The following is a 20,114-nucleotide window of genomic DNA, read 5'->3' as shown; positions in this document are numbered from 1 at the left end:
GGTCAGGTTCCGAGGACGAGAGCCCTGGAAGGAGACCGATGGGACGGGACGTCCCGGCGCTCACCTTCACCCGCGAGGACCGCCGCCGCTACCGGATCAAGATGCAGGAGTGCCTGGAGACGTTCGCGCGGATGCTGCGCGAGTCGCGCTTCGAGGCCGAGCGGCCCCAGGTGGGGCTGGAGATCGAGCTGAACCTGGTCGACGACCGGGCCGAGCCCGTGATGCGCAACACCGAAGCGCTGGAGGCGATCGCGGACCCGGCCTGGGCCACGGAGCTGGGCCGGTTCAACCTCGAGATCAACATCCCGCCGCGGCGGCTCACGGCGGGCGGCCCCGACTCCTGGGAGTCCGAGATCCGCGACGCGCTGAACCACGCGGAGGAGCGCGCCAGGTCGGTCGGCGCCCGTCTGATCATGACGGGCGTCCTCCCCACCCTGCGCCAGGAGGACGTCGGCGAGGGAGCGCTGTCGGAGAACCCCCGCTACCGGCTGCTCAACGACCAGATCTTCGCGGCGCGCGGGGAGGACCTGCACATCGAGGTGACCGGCGTCGACCGGCTGCGCACCTACGCGGACACGATCACTCCGGAGGCCGCCTGCACCAGCACGCAGTTCCACCTCCAGGTCTCCCCGGAGGAGTTCGCCGCCTACTGGAACGCGGCGCAGGCGATCGCCGGCGTCCAGGTGGCGCTCGCGGCCAACTCCCCCTTCCTGTTCGGCAAGGAGCTGTGGCACGAGACCCGCATCCCGCTGTTCGAGCAGGCCACCGACACCCGCCCGCAGGAGATCAAGGTGCAGGGGGTACGGCCCCGGGTGTGGTTCGGGGAGCGCTGGATCACCAGCGTCTTCGACCTCTTCGAGGAGAACCTCCGCTACTTCCCGGCCCTGCTCCCCCTGTGCGACGACCAGGACCCCGCCGAGACACTGGAGCGCGGCGACATCCCCGAGCTCGGGGAACTGACCCTGCACAACGGCACCATCTACCGCTGGAACCGCCCGGTCTACGCCGTCGCCCAGGACAAACCGCACGTGCGGGTGGAGAACCGGGTGCTGCCCGCCGGCCCGACCGTGGCCGACACCCTCGCCAACGGCGCCTTCTACTACGGACTGACCCGGGCCCTGGTGGAGGAGGACCGCCCGGTGTGGTCACGGATGTCCTTCTCCGCCGCCGAGGACAACCTGCGGACGGCGGCGCGGTACGGCATCGACGCCCGGTTGTACTGGCCCGGGATGGGCGAGGTGCCGGCGTCCGAACTGGTCCTGCGGCGGCTGCTGCCGCTGGCGCACCGCGGGCTGGAGCGCTCCGGCATGGACGGCGCCTGGCGCGAGCCGCTGCTCGGCGTCATCGAGCAGCGCTGTGTCACCGGCCGCAACGGGGCGGTGTGGCAGAAGGAGATGTTCCATCACATCGAGGCCTCGGCGCACTGCGGCCGGCACGAGGCGCTGCGGCGCATGACACAGCAGTACATCGACTACATGCACCTCAACGCCCCGGTCCACACCTGGCCCGTCGACTGACCCCGGCGGCGGGCGCCCGGGCCGGCCCCGTGCGCCGTCCGTCGGTCCGCCCTGCCGGCGCCCGGCGCCGGGGTCGCCGGGGTCGGCTCCGGTGGAGCCCGGTGAAGGCGGAATCGTCCTCGGTGCCGCCGCGGCCCCGGCGGCCCGTGCCCCGCCTGCCCTCCTCACCCCGGTCCGCATACTCCCCGCCCCGCCGCGCCTCACTGCGCGCGACCTCACCCGGGACCGAGGGGCGCTCCTCCTCCACGTGCGTGCGGCCCGCTCCGCGCGACGGCGCGTGCCCCTCCGCGGCGAAGGAACGGCGGACGCTCAGGGTCCCTCCTGCCGTGTCTCGTCGGCGTCCGGGGAGCAGCCGTGGCGCCCGCCCCCCTGGTGACGCCCGGCCCCGCGGCCCCGCGACGGTTGCGGCGACCTGCGATCCCCGGACATGTGCCGGCCCGCCTGTCCGCTCCCGCGGGGGGCGCCCCCCCCTCAGCACCTCGACGGTACAGGCGTCCTGCTCGTCGCGTTCCAGGACATGTCGGGGACCGTCCTCCCCGGGCCCGGCGATTGCCGAGGGCGCGGCCGAGCGGGGCGTCGTCCGGTGGACCCGCCGACGGGTGGACGGCCCCCGCGGGTCCGCCGAGCGGTGTGCGCCGGTGCGCCGGTGCGCCGGTGCGCCGCCCGGACGGTCCGGGTGGCCCGCCGACGTCAGCGGCCGGCGGTGCGGTCCAGGACCGCGGTCACCTCGCGGCGCACCTCGTCCCGTGCCTGGGCGGACAGTGATCCCAGGTCCGTACGGTCCAGGGTCCTCAGCGCCTCCTCGGCTCCGGTGTCACAGGGCGTGGTCTCGCTGATCACCTCGTCGCCGTCCCGGACGGCGACGAGGAGGCGGCGGGCACCGTCGCTCCCGGCGTGCACGGCGGTGGCGACGACGAGGGGCGGCTGCCCGCCCGCCTCACCGGCCGCCTTGTGGTAACCACTGGCCAAGGGGGCGCGCCAGCGGATACCGAGCAGCAGAGGGCGCTTGGCCACGACTTCGGCCAGGTCGGTCTCGTAGGCGCCGTCCCGGTCCAGTACGGTCGCCCGCGCGTCCAGGACCAGCGCCGCGGGCAGCAGACAGCGCAGGGTGCTGCCCACGATGTTGCCGCCGACGGTGGCCGTCCGGCGCACGGCGCCGGTACCCACGGTGGAGGCCGCACGGCGCAGCACGTCCGGCATCCGGTCGTCCACCTGGTGCAGCAGCACGGCGGCGCCCAGCGCCTCGCGCTCCATGAGATTGGCCTGGGGAAGCCTGCGCAGGGACATCGCCTGCTCGGGGAAACCGTCGCGTTGCCAGAGGGCCCACACGAGGGTGGCTCCGCCGACGGGCACCGCTCCTTCGGCCAGACACCGCTGAGCTTCGGACAGGGACGTGGGCAGACGCAACAGCACGACGGTCGACCTGCTTTCCTCGACGGGGCGGGGAGCACGGCACTTCACGGGGCGATCACGGGCACTGCATTGTCCTCGCCCGTGCGGGGGCGCACACAGGGCTCACGGGTTCGCCGAGTACGCCCGCCGGCGGTCACCGCAGCCGGCGGATCTCGCCGCGCACCCGGTAGAAGCCGCCGGCCGCCGGGTGCAGCGCGTCCACGACGTAGCGTGCACCGGGCACCCGTATCGCCCGCGGGAACTGCACGTTCCAGGAATCGTCGTAGCCCTCGGAGACGACGTGGACGCGCAGCCGGCCGTTGTGCTGGACGCATTCGACGACGACGGTGCCGGAGGGGGCCTGGGCGACGGTCGCCACCGCGGTCGCGGCCATGGCCGGCGCGTAGGTCGGCAGGGCCGCGGCGAGCTTGACGTCCCGCGCGACCGGCACCGTGCCCTGCTGCGCCGCGGCGACGGCGGCCTCGCTCGCGTCCACGCACACCAGTGAACCGTCCGTGGTCACCAGGTAGAGCCGCTCGTCGCGGTACTGCATGGACAGCGCCGACCCGCCTCCCGTTCCGAGCTTCCACAGGCGCGTGCCGTGCCGGTCGAAGCAGTAGACGGACGACGCGGAGTCGCCGGCGAAGACGAACCGCCCGCCCGGGGAGGTGGCGCAGGAGTACACGGCGCTGTCGCAGGCGTAGGTGGCCTCGACGGCGCCGGTCGTCTTCGACAGCCGTTGCACCACGCGGTGCGCCGTGCCGGCGTAGACGGTGTCGTCCTCCTGCCAGCCGAACAGCACCCCGCCACGGGTGGGGGTGTGCCACAACTCGCCGCCGCCGTCGGGCGTGTAGGCCGTGACGCCCCCGTGGTGGCCGTGGTAGACGGCCCGGTCGTCGGCGCGGACCATCCAGGCGTGCTCGCCCTGGCTGCGGCGGGTCCACTGGTGCTCGTCCTCGTGGTCGATGACGGTGAGACGGCCGGCGCGGTCCGAGACGTTCAGCACGCCCTCGTGGATGTCCAGCCAGAAGATGTCGACGTCCGCGGCGATGTCGTAGGCGGCGAACGGCAGCTTCGAGGAGAGGTCGTAGACCCGGCCGTCGTCGCAGCCGGCGTAGATCCAGAAGTCGTCCGCGACCAGGCACTTCACCCCGTCCGGCAGGCTGAAGCGGGCCAGCACCTCGCCCTCGTGGTCCAGGGTGAAGACGTCGCCGGACTGATTGCCGACCCAGCAGCGCTCGTCGTCGACGTGGATGCCGAACGCCGAGGAGCCGGTGCCGAACCGCCACAGCACGGGGGCCACGGCACGCGCGGTGGACGGGGCCGAGGCCACCTGACGGCGGGTCACCGCGCGCGGAGCCCGCTGTCCCCGCACCGCCGGCGCGTAGCCCTTGCGCACCTTCTCCCCCACCTTCTTCGCCGCGGCGGCCTGCGCCTTCGCGACCGTGGGGAACGTCGTCGTCTGGGTCTGTCCCGTCGCACCGATCCTGCCGTAGCGCACCGTCACCGTCTGGCCGTCGACCGTCACTTCGTAGAACTTGTGCGCGGCGCCGTCCTCCTGCGACAGCTCCAGATACGTCGTCGACACCGTGGCACCAGCGGACATGGCAAAGCCCTCCCCAGACGGAACCCGCGGCCGTTCCGCCGGGTCCTACTGATCGAACCGTAGGCGCAGCCACTGACAATGGGGTCGGTCGTCGCCGCCGGCCGCCCCCGTGTGAACGAACGGATCCATGAACGCCGCAACGCTGCTGGACGTCCTGCTGGACGCCGCCCTCCGCACCCCCGACCAGGTAATCGTCCACGTCCGGGGGGACGGTGGTGAAACACCCGTCACCTTCCGGCGGCTGCTGGAGGACTCCCTGCGCGTCGCGGGCGGTTACCGCGCCGCGGGAGTCGCACCGGGCGCCTGCGTGCCGGTGGTCGCGGACCGCGGTGAGGACTTCCAGCCCCTGTTCTGGGGCGCGCTCGCAGCCGGCCTGGTGCCGGTGCCGCTGGCGCCCGACGCGCGGCGGGTCCGCCCCGTGTGGGAGCACCTCGGCCGTCCCCCGGTCGCGGTGGACGAGGCCTGCGCGGACGTGGCCGGCCGGCTCCCGGACGACGCCCGTGTCCTGCGGCTGGAGGAGCTCCGGACGTCCCGCGCCGTCGAGTCGCCCGCCACCGCCGCCCCGGACGACCTTGCGTTCCTGCAGTTCTCCTCCGGCAGCACCGGGTCGCCCAAGGGCGTGGAGCTGACCCACGCCGCCGTGCTGGCTAACCTCCGCCAGCTGATCGGGGCCGCCGAGCTCACCGACCGGGACGTGGTGGTCAGCTGGATGCCGTACTTCCACGACATGGGGCTCATCGGCACCCATCTGGCGCCGCTCGCCGCGCGGGCCAGGCAGGTGAGGATCGCCCCGCTGTCGTTCGCGAAGAACCCCCGGCTGTGGTTCGAGGTGGCCGCCGCGCACCGGGCCACCCTGCTGTCCGCCGCCAACTTCGCCCTGGCGCTGGCCGTCCGCCGGGTCCCCGAGGAGGTGTTCGCCGGGCTCGACCTGAGCACGGTACGGCTGCTCCTGGTGGGCGCCGAGCCGATCTCGGCGACGGTGTGGCGGGACTTCACCGCCAGGACCCGGCCGTCCGGGCTCGATCCCCGGGCGGCGACGCCCGTGTACGGACTGGCCGAGGCGACCCTGGCCGTCACGTTCCCACCGCCGGGCGAGGTGGCCGCGCCCGTGGCGCTGGAGCGTGCCGCGCTCAGCCGGGGACGGGCGGTGGAGTGCGGACCGGGCGGCGACGCCGTGGAGTTGATGGACGTGGGACTGCCGGTTCCGGGGTGCTCGGTGCGGGTCACCGACGACCGCGGCCGTCCGCTGGGCGACCGGCGGGTGGGTCACGTCGAGGTGTGTGGCCCGCAGGTCGCCCGGGGGTACCACGGTCTGCCGGAGGCGACGGCGGCCGCCTTCGCCGACGGCTGGCTGCGCACCGGCGACCTCGGTTTCCTCCGGGACGGCCGGCTGTGCGTCAGCGGCCGGCACAAGGACGTCCTCTTCGTCAACGGCCGTACGTTCCACGCACCGGACATGGAGGAGGTCGCGGCGGCCACGCCCGGGGTACCGCCCGGGACGACGGCGGTGATCGGGTCGACCGACCCGGCGACCGGCGGGGAGCGGGTGGCGGTGTTCGTGGCCTGGGCCCGGCCACCGCGTTCCGCTGCCGGGGTGCTGGACCGGGTCGCGGGACGGGTGCGGGCGGCGCTGGGCCACGACGACGTACGGGTGTTCGCGCTGCCGCCGTCCGCCTTCCCGCGCACGACCAGCGGCAAGGTGCAGCGGCAGCGGATGCGGTCCCGGTTCGAGGCGGGGACGTACCGGCCGACGGCCGCCTCCGGGGCCGCCCCGGCGCGCCGGGAACAGCCGCGGCCGTCCGTGGCCCCGGCGCCGGCGCCCCGCTCCCGCGCGCAGGTGCGGGGAGCGGTGCGGGAGGTCTGGGCGAAGGTGCTGGGGACACCGGAGCCGTCGTTCGGGGACCGGGACCGGTTCGCCGAACTGGGCGGTGGCTCGCTCAAGGCGATGGAGGCGCTCGCCGAGCTGGAACGGGTGCTGGACGTGACGCTCGGGCCGGCCGTGATGCGCAACGACACGGTGGCCGCACTCACCGACCACCTCCTGGACGTCGTGGGGCAGCAGGCCTGCGGGCAGCGGGAGTCCGCGGGCGGTACGCCGGCCCGGAGCGCGGAGACCGCCGTGGTGGGACTGGCCTGCCGGTTTCCCGGCGCGGGTACCCCGGAGGAGTTCTGGGAACTGCTCGTCGCCGGCCGCGACGCCGTGACGACGGTGCCCGCGGGACGCTGGGGCACGGGCGGGGCGCGGGACGGGCGGTGGGGCGCCTTCCTGGACGACCCCGCCGCCTTCGACGCCGGGCACTTCGGGATCGGCGCCGAGGAGGCGCGCGCGCTCGACCCGCAGGCGCGGATCTTCCTCGAACTCGCCCACGAGGCGCTGGAACGCGCCGGATACGCCGGGCCGCGCCGACGCGGCCTGCGGATCGGCGTCTTCGCCGCCGTCGGCGACAGCGGCTACCGGCAGGTCCTCGCCGAGGCCGACCCCGGCGCCGCGCCGCCGGCCGAGGCCGCCATGACCGGCAACCTCCCGGGCCTCGTCGCCGCCCGCGTGGCGCACTGCCTCGACCTGGACGGCCCGGCCCTGGCCGTGGACACCGCCTGCTCCTCGGGCCTGGTGGCCCTGCATCTGGCCCGGCGCAGCCTCGCGGACGGCGAGTGCGACATCGCGGTGGTCGGCGGCGTCAACCTGCATCTGACCCCGGCCGCGCACCGGTCCCTGGAAGCGGCGCAGGCCCTGTCGCCGACCGGGCGCAGCCGCGCCTTCAGCTCGGCGGCCGACGGGTTCGTACCGGGCGAGGGCGGGGCGGCACTCGTCGTACGGCCTCTGGCGAAGGCCCACCGTGACGACGACACGGTGCTCGCCGTCGTCCGCGGCACCGCCGTCAACAACGACGGCACGTCGCTGAGTCTGATGGCGCCCAATCCGCTGCGCCAGCGGGAGGTGATCACCCGCGCCCACCGGGACTGCGGTGTCGACCCGGCGTCGGTGACCTACGTCGAGGCGCACGGCACGGGCACGGCCGTCGGCGACCCGGTCGAACTGCGGTCCCTGGCGCACTCCTTCCCGCCCCGTCCGGACGGCCGGCCCCGGCTGCTCGGCTCGGTGAAGACCAACATCGGGCACCTGCTGAACGCGGCCGCGCTGCCCTCGCTGGTGAAGGTCGTCCTGGCCCTCGGCCACGGCAGGCTGCCCGCCTCGCTGCACCACGCCCCGCCCTCCCCCGCGGTGGAGCGGGCCGGGTTCGCCCTGGTCACCGGGGAGACCGACTGGGAGTCGGACGGACCGCGCAGGGCGGGCGTCAACGCCTTCGGCTTCGGCGGCACCAACGCCCACGCCGTCCTGGAGGAGGCCCCGCCCGCGCCGGTGCGCACCGCGCGCCGGGCGGGCGACGGGCCTCGTCTGCTGACCCTTTCGGCGGGCAGCGCCGAAGGGCTGGAGGCGTGGACCTCGCGGCTCGCGGAGCACCTGCGCGACCACCCGGAGCTCGACGAGGCCGACGTCTGCGCGACGGCCGGCGCGGCACGGGACGAGCGGCCCCACCGTCTCGCGCTCGTCGCCGAAGGCGACCTGCGGGAACGGCTCACCGAGGCGTCCACGGCGCGACGGGGCGCGATCACCGGGACGGTGACGCACCGGCCCCGGACCGTCTTCGTCCTGCCCGGTCAGGGCGGTCTGCGACCGGGGCCGGGGCGGGCGCTGTACGCCACGGCACCGGTGTACCGCGCCACGCTCGACGAGGCGTCGGCGGTCGTCGGAGAGGTGTGCGGGCGGGAGCTGACGGGCTGGTGCGTCGACGGCGACGTGACCGAGGACGACCTGGCCGCGACGGAGGTGGCGCAGCCGCTGCTGGTCGCGCACGGGGTCGCCCTGGCCCGGCAACTGACCGCCTGGGGCGTACGCCCCGACGCGGTCGTCGGGCACAGCGTCGGTGAACTCACGGCCGCCTGCGCGGGCGGGATGCTGTCCCTGCGCGAGGCGGTCACGTTCGCGGCGGAACGGGGCCGCCTCATGGGCGGGGCGACCGCACCGGGCGCCATGGCGGCCGTGCTGGGCGCCGAGGAGCGGGAGGTGTCCGCCCTGGTGGACGCCTTTGGCGGCGAGCTGGCGGTCGCGGCGTACAACGGGCCGGGCCGACTGGTGGTCTCCGGTACCCCGGAGGCGGTCGGCCGGGCGTCGCGACGGCTCGCCGAACAGGGCGCGGCGGTCCGCCCGTTGCGGGTGTCGCGCGCCTTCCATTCCCCGCTGATGGAGCCGGTCGCACAGGCCCTGGCGGACGCGGCCCGCGGACTGACCCCGACGGCGCCCACGACACCGGTGATGAGCACGCTCACCGCCGCGTGGCAGCCGTCGATGACCCCGGACCACCTGCGCGAACACGCGTTGCGGCCGGTGCGGTTCGACCGGGCGGTGGCGCGTCTGCTGGAGGAGGGTCACGACACGTTCGTGGAACTGGGCCCGACCCGGACGGTCACGGCGGACGGCGATGTCTTCGTGGTGTCCGTGCCGACGGGCGGGCCACGGGAGTTGCTGGAGACCGTGGCGCGATTGTGGACCCGAGGCGTACCGCTGGACCGCACGACCCTCGACGAGGGCCACCGCCGGATCCCGCTCCCGCCGTACCCGTACAGGCGACGTGCCCACTGGCCCGAACCCACTGCACGGGGCCTGCTGCACGACATCACGTGGCGTGCGGCACCACCGTCGGCCGCGGGCGGTCGTGCCGCTGGAGCGACGGGGCTCCCCCTGCTCGAGCGGAGCCGGGGGCGGGTGAGGGTGGGCGCCGGGGGCGCCTCCCAGGCCGTTCGGGCACCGGAGGAGGCGCCCCGTGAGCGCCGAGCGGCGCGCCCCCATCCCCGGCTCGCCCCGACGCACCCCGGCGTCATGGTGACCGGTGCGGATTCCACAGCGGTACGCCGGCTGGCGGACCGGCTCGCCCTCCAGGGGCCGGGCGCCGTCGGGCCCGCGGAAACCGTGATCCTGCTCGCCGACGCGGCTCGACCGCAAACGGCCGCGGACCTCGCCGCGCACCAGCGCGAGGCGGTCACGGCGTTGCACGACGCGCTCGCCCTGCTCGACCGCACCGGCGCCCACCGCCTGCTGGTGGTGACCCGGGACGCACACGTCACGGGCCGTGGCCCGGAGCACCCGAACCCCGCCCAGGCGATCCTCGGCGGACTCGCCCTGGCCGTCCCCGAGGAGTCGGAGGCGATCGCGAACTGGATCGACCTCTCCTCCCTCGACGACGAGGAACAGCACCTGCGGGCACTGCTCGCCGAGACGTCGGCACCGCAGGCGGAAGGAGCCGTGGCCTGGCGGGCCGGACACCGCTCGGTGCGGACCGTCGTGCCACGCACCGGGGACCGCACGGCCGGCGCGGCCCCCCTGCCCGCCGACGGCACGTTCCTGATCACCGGCGGCGCCGGCGGCATCGGCTCCGCACTCGCCCGGCAGCTCGCCGACCGGGACCACCCCGTCCTGGTGCTGGCCGGCCGCTCCCCCCGCCCGCCCGTGGGCCTGCTGGAAGAGCTCACCGCACTCGGCGCCGACGCCCGCTACGTCACGGCCGACCTCGCCGTCCCCGAGGACGTCGAACGACTCGTCGCCGGCCTCCCCCCGCTGGACGCCGTCTTCCACGCGGCCGGAGTCGCCCGGCCCGGCAGCCTGCGCGGAACGGACGTGCAGGAGACGGTGGACGCGCTGGACGCGAAGACGCTCGGCACCGTCCTGCTGGCCGGGGCACTGGACCGGCACGGGCAGCGTCCCGGGGTGTGCGTCGCGTTCTCGTCGGTGTCGTCGGTGCTTCCCGGCCTGGCCGGCGCCCTGGGCGCGTACGCGGCGGCGAACGCCTTCCTCGACTCCTTCGCCGGCGCCGAGCGGCGGGCGGGCCGCCCGTGGCTGTCGGTGAACCTCGGGCCGTTCGGCCGGACGGGCCTCGCCGCCGGAGGCGTCGGCGGCCTCGCGACCGCCGCCGGCCGGCCACTGGCGACGGCGCCCGCGCTGGCGGCCCTGCGGTCGGTCTGCGGCACGGACGCGGCACAGCTGGTCCTCGCCGACCTGACGCCCGTGGCGCCCCCGGTCGCCCCGGCGCGACTCCCCACGGCCGGCGGAACGAGCGGGCGGCCCCCGGCCTCCTCCGGTACGGCCTCCGTACTGCGGGAGCTGCTGGCGCGGGCCCTCGACGTCCCGCCGACGGCGGTCGACGACGACACTCCGTTCCTGTCCCTGGGCCTGGACTCGCTGGGCGCCGTCGATCTCGTCAAACGGCTGGAGCGGAAGCTGGGGCGGTCCCTGCCCACCACGCTCTTCTTCGAGCACCGGACCGTGCGCGAACTCGCCGCCCACCTCGACGACCGGGCCCCGGACCACGCGGACGGCGAGCCCTTCACCCTGACGCCCGTCCAGCTCGCGCTGCACACCAGCAGCCTGCTGCACCCGGACGTCCCGGCCCGCGGCCACCTGCGGCTGACGGTCCGCGGCCCGCTCGACACCGGCGTCCTCGGCCGGGCACTGGCTCACCTGGCGGAACGGCACGGCATGCTGCGGCTGCGGGTGGACACCTCGGGCGGGCGGCCGGCGCAGCGGGTGGCGGCGCCGGTTGCGGTGGCGGACTGGTACGAGGTGCTGGACTGCGCCGCCGAGGACGTGGCCGGCGTCGAATCCGCCGTGTGCAACCGGCCCTTCGACCTGACGACGGGTCCGCCGGTACGCGCCGTGCTGCTCCGCCGGGAGCCGGAACTCGCCCATCTGCTGCTGGTCGTGCACCACGCGGCCGTCGACGGGTACAGCCTCAACCTCCTCGCGGAGGAACTGTGGACCGCGTACACCGCGCTGTGGCGCGGGGAGCCCGCACCGCGGCAGACGCACTGCGCACCGGACTTCGCGCGGTACGCGGCGGGCACGCGGCGCTCCGGCGTGCCGGACGCCGTCCGGCGCCACTGGGCGGAGCGTCTCGCCGCGCGCGGCGCACCCCTGCGACTGCCCTACGACGGTGATCCCGACGCTCCGGCGACCGGCCCGATCGTGCAGCACCACGGCGCGTTCGACGCGGAGCTGAGCACCGGTCTCGAACGGCTCGCCGCCGCGCGCGGCGTGTCCCTGTTCCATCTGCTCCTCGCCGCGTACGCGCGCTGCCTCGCACGGTGGACGGGACGCCGGGACGTCGCCGTGAACGTGGCCAGGGCCGGCCGCGACGACCGCTTCGACGGTGTGGAGCGGCTCGTCGGTCCGCTCGCCGACACCCTGCCGCTGCTGTGCGAGGTGGACGGCGAGGAACCGGTCGTGGCGCTGGCGGAGCGGGTGCGCCGCCTGTGGCTGGAGAGCGAGCGGCACGCCGGGGTGAGCAGCCTGGACCTGGCCGCGATGCTGCCCGGCGGCGTCGTGCCCCGTACGGTGAGCCCGGCGGGCTTCAGCTTCGCCCGGTTCCCGGCCGCGGCGGCCCCCGGCTGCCCGGTGGAGGTGACGGCGACCGCGGCCGGCACCGGATCGGCGACGACCCGGCTGTCCCTGCTGTGCTGGGCGGACGGTCCGGTGCTGCGCATGTCGTGGAACTTCCCGGCGCCGTTGTTCGAGCGGGCCACCGTGGCCCGTCTGGACCGGGAGTTCCGCAAGGAGCTGGCGGCGCTCGTGCCCACGCCCGGACCGGCGCCGTCCGCGCCGCCCGGCGGGCGCCTCCCCCTGGTCGCCCGGCTGCTCGACCGGTTCCGTGCGTGCCCCGGCGCGACCGCCGTCGACGCCGGGGAGACGTCCCTGACGTACGGGGAGCTCGACCGCGCCTCCGCCGCCCTCGCGGCACGGCTGCGTGCCCACGGCGTCCGTCCGGGCGACCTGGCCGGGCTGCTCACCGAGCCGGGCGCGGACACGGTGGTGGGCGTGGTGGGCATCCTGCGGGCCGGGGCCGGCTGGGTCCCGCTGGATCCGGAGCACCCCCGGGCGAGACTGGCCGATCAGCTGACCCGTACGGGCGCCTCCACGGTGGTGTGCCACTCCCCCACCCTGCGCCTCGCCGGGACCCTGGCCGGCGTGCGGACGGTGGCGGCCGACGAACCGTCCGACGACGACGGGCGCACCGTCGCCGCGCCGGGTCCCGGAGCGATCGCGTACGTCATCTTCACCTCCGGGTCGACGGGGCGCCCGAAGGCGGTGCCGGTCACCCACCGGGCGATGGAGAACTACCTCGACTGGGCCGTCGACACCTTCGGTTACGGCCCCGAGGACCGGCTCGCGCAGACCGCTTCGCCGTGCTTCGACGCCTCGGTGCGCCAGTTGCTCGCCCCGCTGATGGCGGGCGGCACCGTGGTGACCGTGCCCAGGAACCTGCTGCGGGACCCCGAGCTGCTGCTGGCGCACGTGGAGCGGGCACGGGTGACCGTGTGGAGCTCCGTTCCGACGCTGTGGGAGCAGCTGCTGTCGGCCGCCGAGGCGCGGGCGGCGCGGGGCGTGGAGCCGGTGGACCTGTCGGCGCTGCGCTGGGTGCACGTCGGCGGTGAGGAGCTGCCCGTGGAGCACGTGCGGCGCTGGTTCGACCTGTTCGGGAGCGGCACGCGCATCGCGAACCTGTACGGGCCGACCGAGACGACCGTCAACGCCACCTGCCACGTCATCGGGGCGCGTCCGGGCGACGAGGTGCGGCGGCTGCCGATCGGGCGGTCCGCGGCCGGCGCCCTGCTGGAGGTGGTCGGCGCCGACGGCGCCGTGTGCGGTGCGGGCGAGGCCGGGGAACTGCTCATCGCGGGCGACGGTCTGACCCCCGGTTACCTGGGCGAACCGGAACTGACCGCGCAGGCGTTCACGACGCGCGGGGGGCGGCGCTGGTACCGCAGCGGGGACCGGGTGCGCCGGTCGGCGGACGGCGTCCTGGAGTTCCTGGGGCGGCTCGACGACCAGGTGAAGGTCCGCGGGAACCGGGTGGAGCCGGGAGAGGTGGAGGCGGCGCTGCAGACCTGTCCCGGTGTGGGGCGGGCCGTGGTGCTCGCGCACGAGGGGCGGCTGCTCGCCTTCGTCACCACCCGGAGGGGGGCCGGACGGCCGGTCGCGGGTGAGGTGCGCCGGCATCTGACCGGGCTGCTGCCGTCGTACATGGTCCCGGCGCGGATCACGTCCGTCGACGCGCTGCCGCTGACCGGGACCGGCAAGGTCGACCGGCCGGCGCTGCTGGCGGCGGACCCCGGGGCCGTCTCCGGCGGCCCGGACACGTCGTCCGGTGACGGGAGGACTCCTCCGGCCACGGCGACCGAGCGCCGGCTGGCGGCGATCTGGTGCGCGGTGCTGCGGGTGACCGCCGTGTGCCGGGAGGACGACTTCTTCGAACTGGGCGGCGATTCCCTGCTCGTCCTGGAGGTGTTCGCCCGGCTCGCGGAGCGGGCGGGGCCGCTGCCCCGGCCGACCGTGATCTACCGTCACCGCACCCTCGCCGCACTGGCGGAGGCCGTGGACGCCGCTGTGGAAGAGGACCTTGCGACCGGGGACGCCGAGCCCGTTCCGGCCGGCGACCGGGGACCGGGGCCGTTCCCGGTCACTCCCGGTCAGCGCGGGTTCCTCCTCGCCGAGGCGCTCTCGCCGGGCGGAGGCACGTGGCTGGCGCGGCTCCGGCTGTCCGGGCCGCTGGATCCGGACCTCTTCCAGCGGGCGGTGGACGTGCTGGTGGAGCGCCACGGCATGCTGCGCACCGTCTTTCCCGCCGGTGCCCGGCCGCCCGTCCAGCAGGAGCTGCCCCGCTCACTGCGGCTACCGGTCGACTTCGAGACGGTCGCCGGCCTTGCCGAGGTGGACGAGCGGGCCGCGGCCGAGGCCGGACGGCGCCTGGAGCCCTGGGCGTGGCCGCTGCTGCGGCTTCGGGTGCTCACCCTGGAACGGGAGGAGCACGTCCTGCTGGTGCACGCACACCATCTCATCGGCGACGGTTACAGTTCGGCGCTGCTGATACGAGAACTGACCGAGGTGTACGACCGGTTGACGGACGGTGCGGAGCCCGGGCCGTCCGCGCCGCGGGCCGGCTTCCGCGACCACGCCCTGACGGTGGCCGACGCCGGCACACCGGCAGCGGCGGGGCATCGGGCCCGGGCCGGCCGGCTGAACGCCCCGTACCGGCCGCCGGTGCTGCGTACCACCGCCGTGAGCGGCGACCGGCGTTTCGAGTCGGCCGTGTTCACGCTCGACGCGACGCTGACGGCCGCCCTGCGCGAGGTCGCCTCGGCCGCGCGGACCACGCTGTACGCCCCGCTGCTGACCGCCTATTACCAGGAGTTGACGGCGTTGACGGGCCGGCCGGACCTGGTCGTGGGTCTGGCGGTCAGCGGCCGGGACCGTGCGCTGCCCGACGCGCACCGGATCTTCGGGCCGTTCGCCACCGCCGTGCCCGTGCGGCCGGCCGGTGCGGCCGAGGCACCTCTCACGGACGGGGAGTTCGGTGACGCGCTGCGCCGGATCGTGGCGGAGGCCGAGGAGGCGCGCGCCCACGAGGAGGTGGTTCCCCGGCGCGCCGACGGTCTGCCCGTGACGTCGCAGTTCTTCTTCACCCACCTCGACTTCGCCGCGCTGGCCCCGCGGGGCGACGGTGCGCTGCGGGTGTCGTGGGAGGCGGGGGACAGCATGTTCCTGCCGCCGTCGTCGGCGACGGACCTGTTCATGGCGGTGCGGCCGGACGGTGACGGGCTGCGGGTCACGGTCCGGGGCTGCGCCGCCGCGTTCTCGTCGGCGGCGCTCGACGGGTTCGTCCGCTCGGTGCGCGGCCGTCTGGTACGGGCCGCCGGGAACCGCCGGGTCGTGGCGCCCCCGCCGAGGAAGCGGCGGGGGACGATGGACGCGGCTCTGGTCGGCTATCTGCCGGCGCCGGAGCATCTCGCACGGCTGGCCGGCCTGTCCGAGGCGGCGCTGCCCCGGGCCGAGGTGCGCGACCTGTTGTTCCCCGACGGCGGCCCGAGGCTGCTGGAGACGGTGCGCACGCCGCTGGGCGGATCGGGTTTCGTGTGCGTGCCGCTGTTCGCCGACGAACTCGGGCGGGGGGCCGGCCTGGTGGACCACACCGCTCGCGCGGTGTCGCTGGCCGCCTCCCTGGGAGCGCGCTGCGTGTCCCTCGCCGGGATGATCCCGTCGCTGACCGGATACGGTTTCGACGTGCTGCGGCACCGGCAGTACCCGTCGGCGGTGACGACGGGGCACGCGGCGACGGTGGTGTCGGTGGTCAGGACCGTGCACGCGGCGCTGGACGCGACCGGCCGGGATCTCGCGGACCTGGAGGTGGCGTTCGCCGGGCTGGGTTCGATCGGTGCGTCCTCGCTCGAACTGCTGTTGTCGCTGGCCGCCCGCCCGCCCCGGCGTCTGCTGCTGTGCGACGTACGCGGCAGCGGGCCGCGGCTGGGGGAGCTCGGCCGCCGGCTGAAAGAACGCGCCCTGGCGGGCGAGGTGGAGGTCGTCGAGGCGCGGCGGATGCTGCCGGACGCCGTGCACGCCGCGGATCTGCTGGTGACGGCGGTGAGCGGGGCGAGGACGGTGCTCGACGTCGACCGGCTCCGGCCCGGTGCCGTCGTGGTCGACGATTCCTTCCCGCACTGCTTCGACACCGGACGGGCCCTCGCCCGTATGCGGGAACGGGGCGACGTCCTGGTCCTGGGCGGCGGGCTGCTGCACGTCGGCCGCACCGGCCGGGAGGTCGCCGCCGACCTCCCGGCCGCGGTGGCAGCCGGCCATCTCGCCCAGCCCTGGATCGAGGGAACCCTGGCCTCCTGCCGCACCGAGTCCCTGCTGTGCGCCTCGGACGAGCGGCTGCCGCTGGTGCACGGCCTGGTGGACGCGGCGGTGGCGCGGGCCCACTGGGACGCCATGGAGGAAGCCGGGGTCACGGCGGCGCCGCTGCACCTGCTCGGTCACCCCGTCGAACCCGCACCGGGTGCGGGTCCTTCCGAGCCGACGTCAGACGCCGAACTCCGTCGGTGACAGGCCGAGGGCCGAGCAGGCGTCGCGCACGGCGTACTGCTCGGCCGGCTCGAAGCTGCCGTCGGCCCCGGCGACGACGAGGCCGGTCTGGACGACGGCCCGGGCCTCGACCGGCTTCTTCGCCGCCTTGGCGATGTCCTCCAGCGCCTTGGCCTTGCCCAGCTCGAAGTTGGCCGTGAGCCGGTCCACGTGCTCGTTGAACCGCTTGCGGAGCTGGTCCGCCGGGAAGTTCTGCAGCACCTCGTTGGAGGCGATCAGTTCCTCCACGCGCTGCCGCTCGGCCGGGTCGACCCGGCCGTCGGCCGCGGCGACCAGCGCGCACATCGCCATGCTGGCGTCCCGGTAGGCGCCGCTCTTGAGCTCCGCCTTGGCCGACGCGAGCTGCGACTTGAACAGCCCCATCAGCTGGGCCTTGGTGCCGCCGCCCGAGGAGGAGCCGTGCCCGTGCTGCCGGCCGCCGCCCGGGGGGAAGCCCTGCCCGTGCTGCTGGCCGCCGCCCGTCCGTGCGCCCTGGGACTGCTGGAGAGCCCTGGCCTGTTCCTTGAGCCGGTCGAACATCGCCACCTGGTGCCACCTCTTCTGTCGCTGTCACGGTCCGTCCGGTCAAACGAACGCGACCGCGGCCGCGTTCCCGAACGGCAAAGCAAAAGCAAAGCTACGGTGCCGGAAACCCGATGTCCGGCCGACGGCCGGACACCTCACCGGCTCGACCGCCCGCGCAACGGGCGAGGCGGCTCGGACGTCCTCGCCCCGCATCCCTGCCGCCACGTGCCGCACCGGGGGCGCGGGCGGCCGTCCCGGCGCCCGGGACCGGGCGCGCCCGCCCACCCGTGGTCCGCCTCCGCCGCGGCCCGGCGGTGACCGGCCCCGCACCCACCCGCCGCCCCGGGGCGGACCGGGGTGGCGCCGTGTTCACCTCGCGTCCGGCCCGTCCCGCCGTTCGTACCGGAGGGCGGCGCCCGTCGCGAGAGCTCCGAGACCCTCCCACACCGCCACGCCGATGAAAGCCGTCGGCGCCCTGTCGCCGATCACGGCGACTGTGAACACCGTGCAGGTCAGCAGCCTGAAGGGCACCGTCCAGCGGAAGAAGGCCCGCCAGTCGGCGAGCGCGGCCAGCACGTAGTACACGCCCATGTTGAGCGCCGCCATCGACGACGCCGTCACGAACGCCGGTGTGTGGTCGCCGCTCCCCCGCTCGCCGGGCGTGGCGAGGCCGAGCACCGACAGCTGTGCGGCCGGCGAGACCAGGCCCACCGTGCCGAGAACGGCGGCGAGCAGGCCGAACACCGCCGTGGTCCAGCCCGGGGCCGAGCGGGGACGTCTCACGGGCTCAGCCCACCGTCCACTTCTGGTCGGCGGCACCCGTGCAGGTCCAGATCCACAGGCGGGTGGCGTTGGCGGGGTTGTCGTCGGTCACGTCCAGGCACTTGTCGGCCTGCGGGTTGACGATGTCGCGCGCCCCGGTGACGACCCACTTCTGGGCGGCGGTGCCGTTGCAGCCCCACAGCTGCACGGGGGTGCCGTCGGCCGTACCGCCCGAGGCGACGTCCAGGCACTTGCCCAGGGCGCGGATCGTGCCGTCGGAGCCCACGGTCCAGTTCTGCGCGGAGGTGCCGTTGCAGTCGTAGAGCTGTACGGCCGTGCCGTGGCTCTCCCTTTCCGTACGGCGACCCGGATGACCGGCTACGCCGACCGAGGTTGTGGGGGAAGGTGCACCTACCTGATTCAGGAAGTGGGACAAGAGGGCGTCAAGCCCCTGGGACGGACCAGGACGGGAGGATGCGGCACCCGGGCCGGTCTCCGGGCGTCCGTTCACGCCGTCGTGCCCCACGAGGTCCGGTGCGCGCAGTGGGGGTCGTGCTCGGTCGCGCACGACGTCCACCAGCGTTCGCAGCACGCGGCCTCCGCCTCGGCCCGGGCGAGCGCGGCGGCCGCCGCGTCACGCCACGCCGCCCGGCGCCCCTCCCGTTCCCGCAGGACGGCGACGGCGCGCCGTTCGTCGGCGATGACGGTCTCCCGCACGACACCGATCACCGGAGCGAACGAGGCGACCGTCATCGCGAGGGTGGTCCAGAGGGGGACGATGCCCCAGGTACGTACGGTGCAGAAGGAGAGCCAGAGGGCGACGGTGACGTACAGGGCGATGAGAGTGCGGCTGCCCCTGCTCATGGCGGGTCCTCCTTCTCGGTCCGTCCGACCGACTTCTGATGCCCCGGATGCGCTCAGGCATGACTCCTTGCCCGCGAGTCGAACAAGTTCCCTTGCATGCAGTGGAGTCGCCGCTCATTCGCGCCACCATGCGCCACATTTCCCGCAAGAGGAAAGGCCGTTGGAGGGCGGGACATGGTCGCGCACAAACCGGTCGTGGCCGCGGTGGCGAGGACGCTGCCGGCGGGCCGGAGGAGAGGAACGGCGCCGCCCCCCTTCGTCGCCCGCGCGGAGGACATCGGCCGGAGGCCGTGACGGAGCACCCGGCACGGGGGCCGGACGGGTGCGCTACATTTTGGTCGCCCTTGACCGCGATCACTCACGATCCCTCACGCTACGGAGCCGGCACCCCCATGAGCGACATCGTCAACGGACTCGGCCGTGCCACCGCCTACGGCGCTCTCGGCCTGGTTCTGCTGGTCCTCGGCATCGTCCTGGTCGACGTGCTGACGCCCGGAAAGCTCGGCCGGCAGATCTGGCAGGAGCGCAACCGCAACGCCGCGGTGGTGCTGAGCTCCGCGCTGCTCGGCATCGGCGGGATCGTGTTCACGTCGATCTGGACCACGTACGAGGACTTCGGCAAGGGGCTGGTGTCGACCGCGGCGTTCGGCGTGCTGGGTCTGGTGATGATGGCCGTGGCGTTCCTGGTGGTGGATCTCATCACCCCGGGGCGGCTCGGCGCCACGCTGGTCGAACCCGAGCCCCACCCTGCGGTCTGGGTGACGGCGTCCTGCAACCTCGCCGTGGCCGCCGTCGTTTCGGCCTCCATAGCCTGACGCGGATGCCTTCGTGCCGCCCGTCCTGCGCGTCCCGGGACGCGCAGGACGGGCGGTGGCGGTTCAGGGGCCGGCGCAGGTGAGCGTGTGCGGCGCCGTCGAGGAGCCGCCGGTGGCCGTGGAGCCGAAGGCGGTCGTGGAGCCCGGTGCCACGGGGCCGTCCTCGTCGCTGTCGCGCACCGTGACCGCTCCGCCGGTCCCGGTGTCCCGGCGGCTGCCGGTGCACCGGCCGGGCGTGAGCGTCAGGCCGACGGTCCAGCCGTCGAGGACACCGTCGCCGTCGTCGCGTACGGCCACCTCGCCCCGGAAGCCGCCGGACCGGCTGCCGACCGTGCGGCAGGCGGCGGTGCAGGACCCGTGTCGCCTCCCTCTGTGCCGCCGTCAACGCAGTCTCCGCTCGCGCCGCCGTCGACGAGGTCCGGAAGCTGCCGGTCCCGCCGGCCGGAGAAGTCACCGGACTTGGCCGGGGAGACCCCGAACATCCCCGTGGAGCCCCGGACTCCAGCAGGACCTTCTGGATGCCCCGCTGCAGTGGCGTGCGCCGTTCCGGGCCGGGCCGCGCAGTGGGTGCCGCCCTGTACGCCCGACCGGTAGCCGGTGTCGCCGCCCGCGCCCAGCGCCTTGCAGACCTGCGCGCCGCTCTCGCCGGGGAGGACACGGAAGACTCCGGCGCCGGCGCTGCCCGG

Annotated in this window: 8 protein-coding genes and 2 pseudogenes; 3 read left to right on the top strand and 7 right to left on the bottom strand. The window is 75.1% G+C overall.

Annotation, left to right across the window (positions count from 1 at the left end; all coding sequences use genetic code 11):
* Positions 1-38: 38 nt before the first annotated feature.
* Complete coding sequence (locus tag KYY02_RS19405; RefSeq protein WP_371239493.1) at positions 39-1,517, top strand: glutamate-cysteine ligase family protein; 1,479 nt, start codon at positions 39-41, stop codon at positions 1,515-1,517.
* A 690-nt stretch (positions 1,518-2,207) separates the two neighbouring features.
* On the opposite strand, the gene KYY02_RS19400 is transcribed toward KYY02_RS19405, so the two are convergent.
* Together KYY02_RS19400 and KYY02_RS19395 are read right to left on the bottom strand one after the other, a co-directional pair.
* A complete protein-coding gene (locus tag KYY02_RS19400) occupies positions 2,208-2,930 on the bottom strand; it encodes an FAD binding domain-containing protein (protein WP_371239491.1) in 723 nt (240 codons plus the stop codon).
* A 133-nt stretch (positions 2,931-3,063) separates the two neighbouring features.
* Complete coding sequence (locus KYY02_RS19395; RefSeq protein WP_371239489.1) at positions 3,064-4,515, bottom strand: WGR domain-containing protein; 1,452 nt, start codon at positions 4,513-4,515, stop codon at positions 3,064-3,066.
* Between the two features lie 127 nt (positions 4,516-4,642).
* Between KYY02_RS19395 and KYY02_RS19390 the strand changes: the two genes are divergently transcribed.
* Positions 4,643-16,444 (top strand): non-ribosomal peptide synthetase, encoded by an 11,802-nt coding sequence (locus tag KYY02_RS19390; RefSeq protein WP_371239487.1) that lies wholly within the window; start codon positions 4,643-4,645, stop codon positions 16,442-16,444.
* Here the strand turns inward: KYY02_RS19390 and KYY02_RS19385 are convergent.
* The 4 genes and pseudogenes from KYY02_RS19385 to KYY02_RS19370 all read right to left on the bottom strand — a co-directional run bounded on the left by KYY02_RS19385 (position 16,421) and on the right by KYY02_RS19370 (position 18,613).
* The gene (locus KYY02_RS19385) at positions 16,421-17,008 is read right to left on the bottom strand and encodes a tellurite resistance TerB family protein (protein WP_371239485.1); all 588 of its coding nucleotides are present in this window, start codon (positions 17,006-17,008) and stop codon (positions 16,421-16,423) included. The genes KYY02_RS19390 and KYY02_RS19385 overlap by 24 nt on opposite strands.
* 348 nt (positions 17,009-17,356) lie before the next feature.
* Complete coding sequence (locus KYY02_RS19380) at positions 17,357-17,770, bottom strand: hypothetical protein (RefSeq protein ID WP_371239483.1); 414 nt, start codon at positions 17,768-17,770, stop codon at positions 17,357-17,359.
* Between the two features lie 4 nt (positions 17,771-17,774).
* Positions 17,775-18,095 (bottom strand): annotated as a pseudogene (locus tag KYY02_RS19375) (ricin-type beta-trefoil lectin domain protein); the annotation flags it as partial.
* 161 nt (positions 18,096-18,256) lie between these two features.
* Entirely contained in the window at positions 18,257-18,613 is a 357-nt protein-coding gene (locus KYY02_RS19370) for a hypothetical protein (protein WP_371239481.1), read from the bottom strand.
* A gap of 392 nt (positions 18,614-19,005) precedes the next feature.
* Between KYY02_RS19370 and KYY02_RS19365 the strand changes: the two genes are divergently transcribed.
* Positions 19,006-19,428 (top strand): DUF350 domain-containing protein, encoded by a 423-nt coding sequence (locus KYY02_RS19365; protein WP_371239479.1) that lies wholly within the window; start codon positions 19,006-19,008, stop codon positions 19,426-19,428.
* A 63-nt stretch (positions 19,429-19,491) separates the two neighbouring features.
* On the opposite strand, the pseudogene KYY02_RS19360 reads toward KYY02_RS19365, so the two are convergent.
* A pseudogene (locus KYY02_RS19360) lies at positions 19,492-19,758 on the bottom strand (cellulose binding domain-containing protein); the annotation flags it as partial.
* Positions 19,759-20,114: the final 356 nt, after the last annotated feature.

It is taken from the genome of Streptomyces pimonensis (genome assembly GCF_041380215.1).
Classification (GTDB): domain Bacteria; phylum Actinomycetota; class Actinomycetes; order Streptomycetales; family Streptomycetaceae; genus Streptomyces; species Streptomyces pimonensis.
The sequence above is the reverse complement of the archived record's forward strand: the minus strand, read 5'-3'. Positions and strand labels throughout refer to the sequence as shown.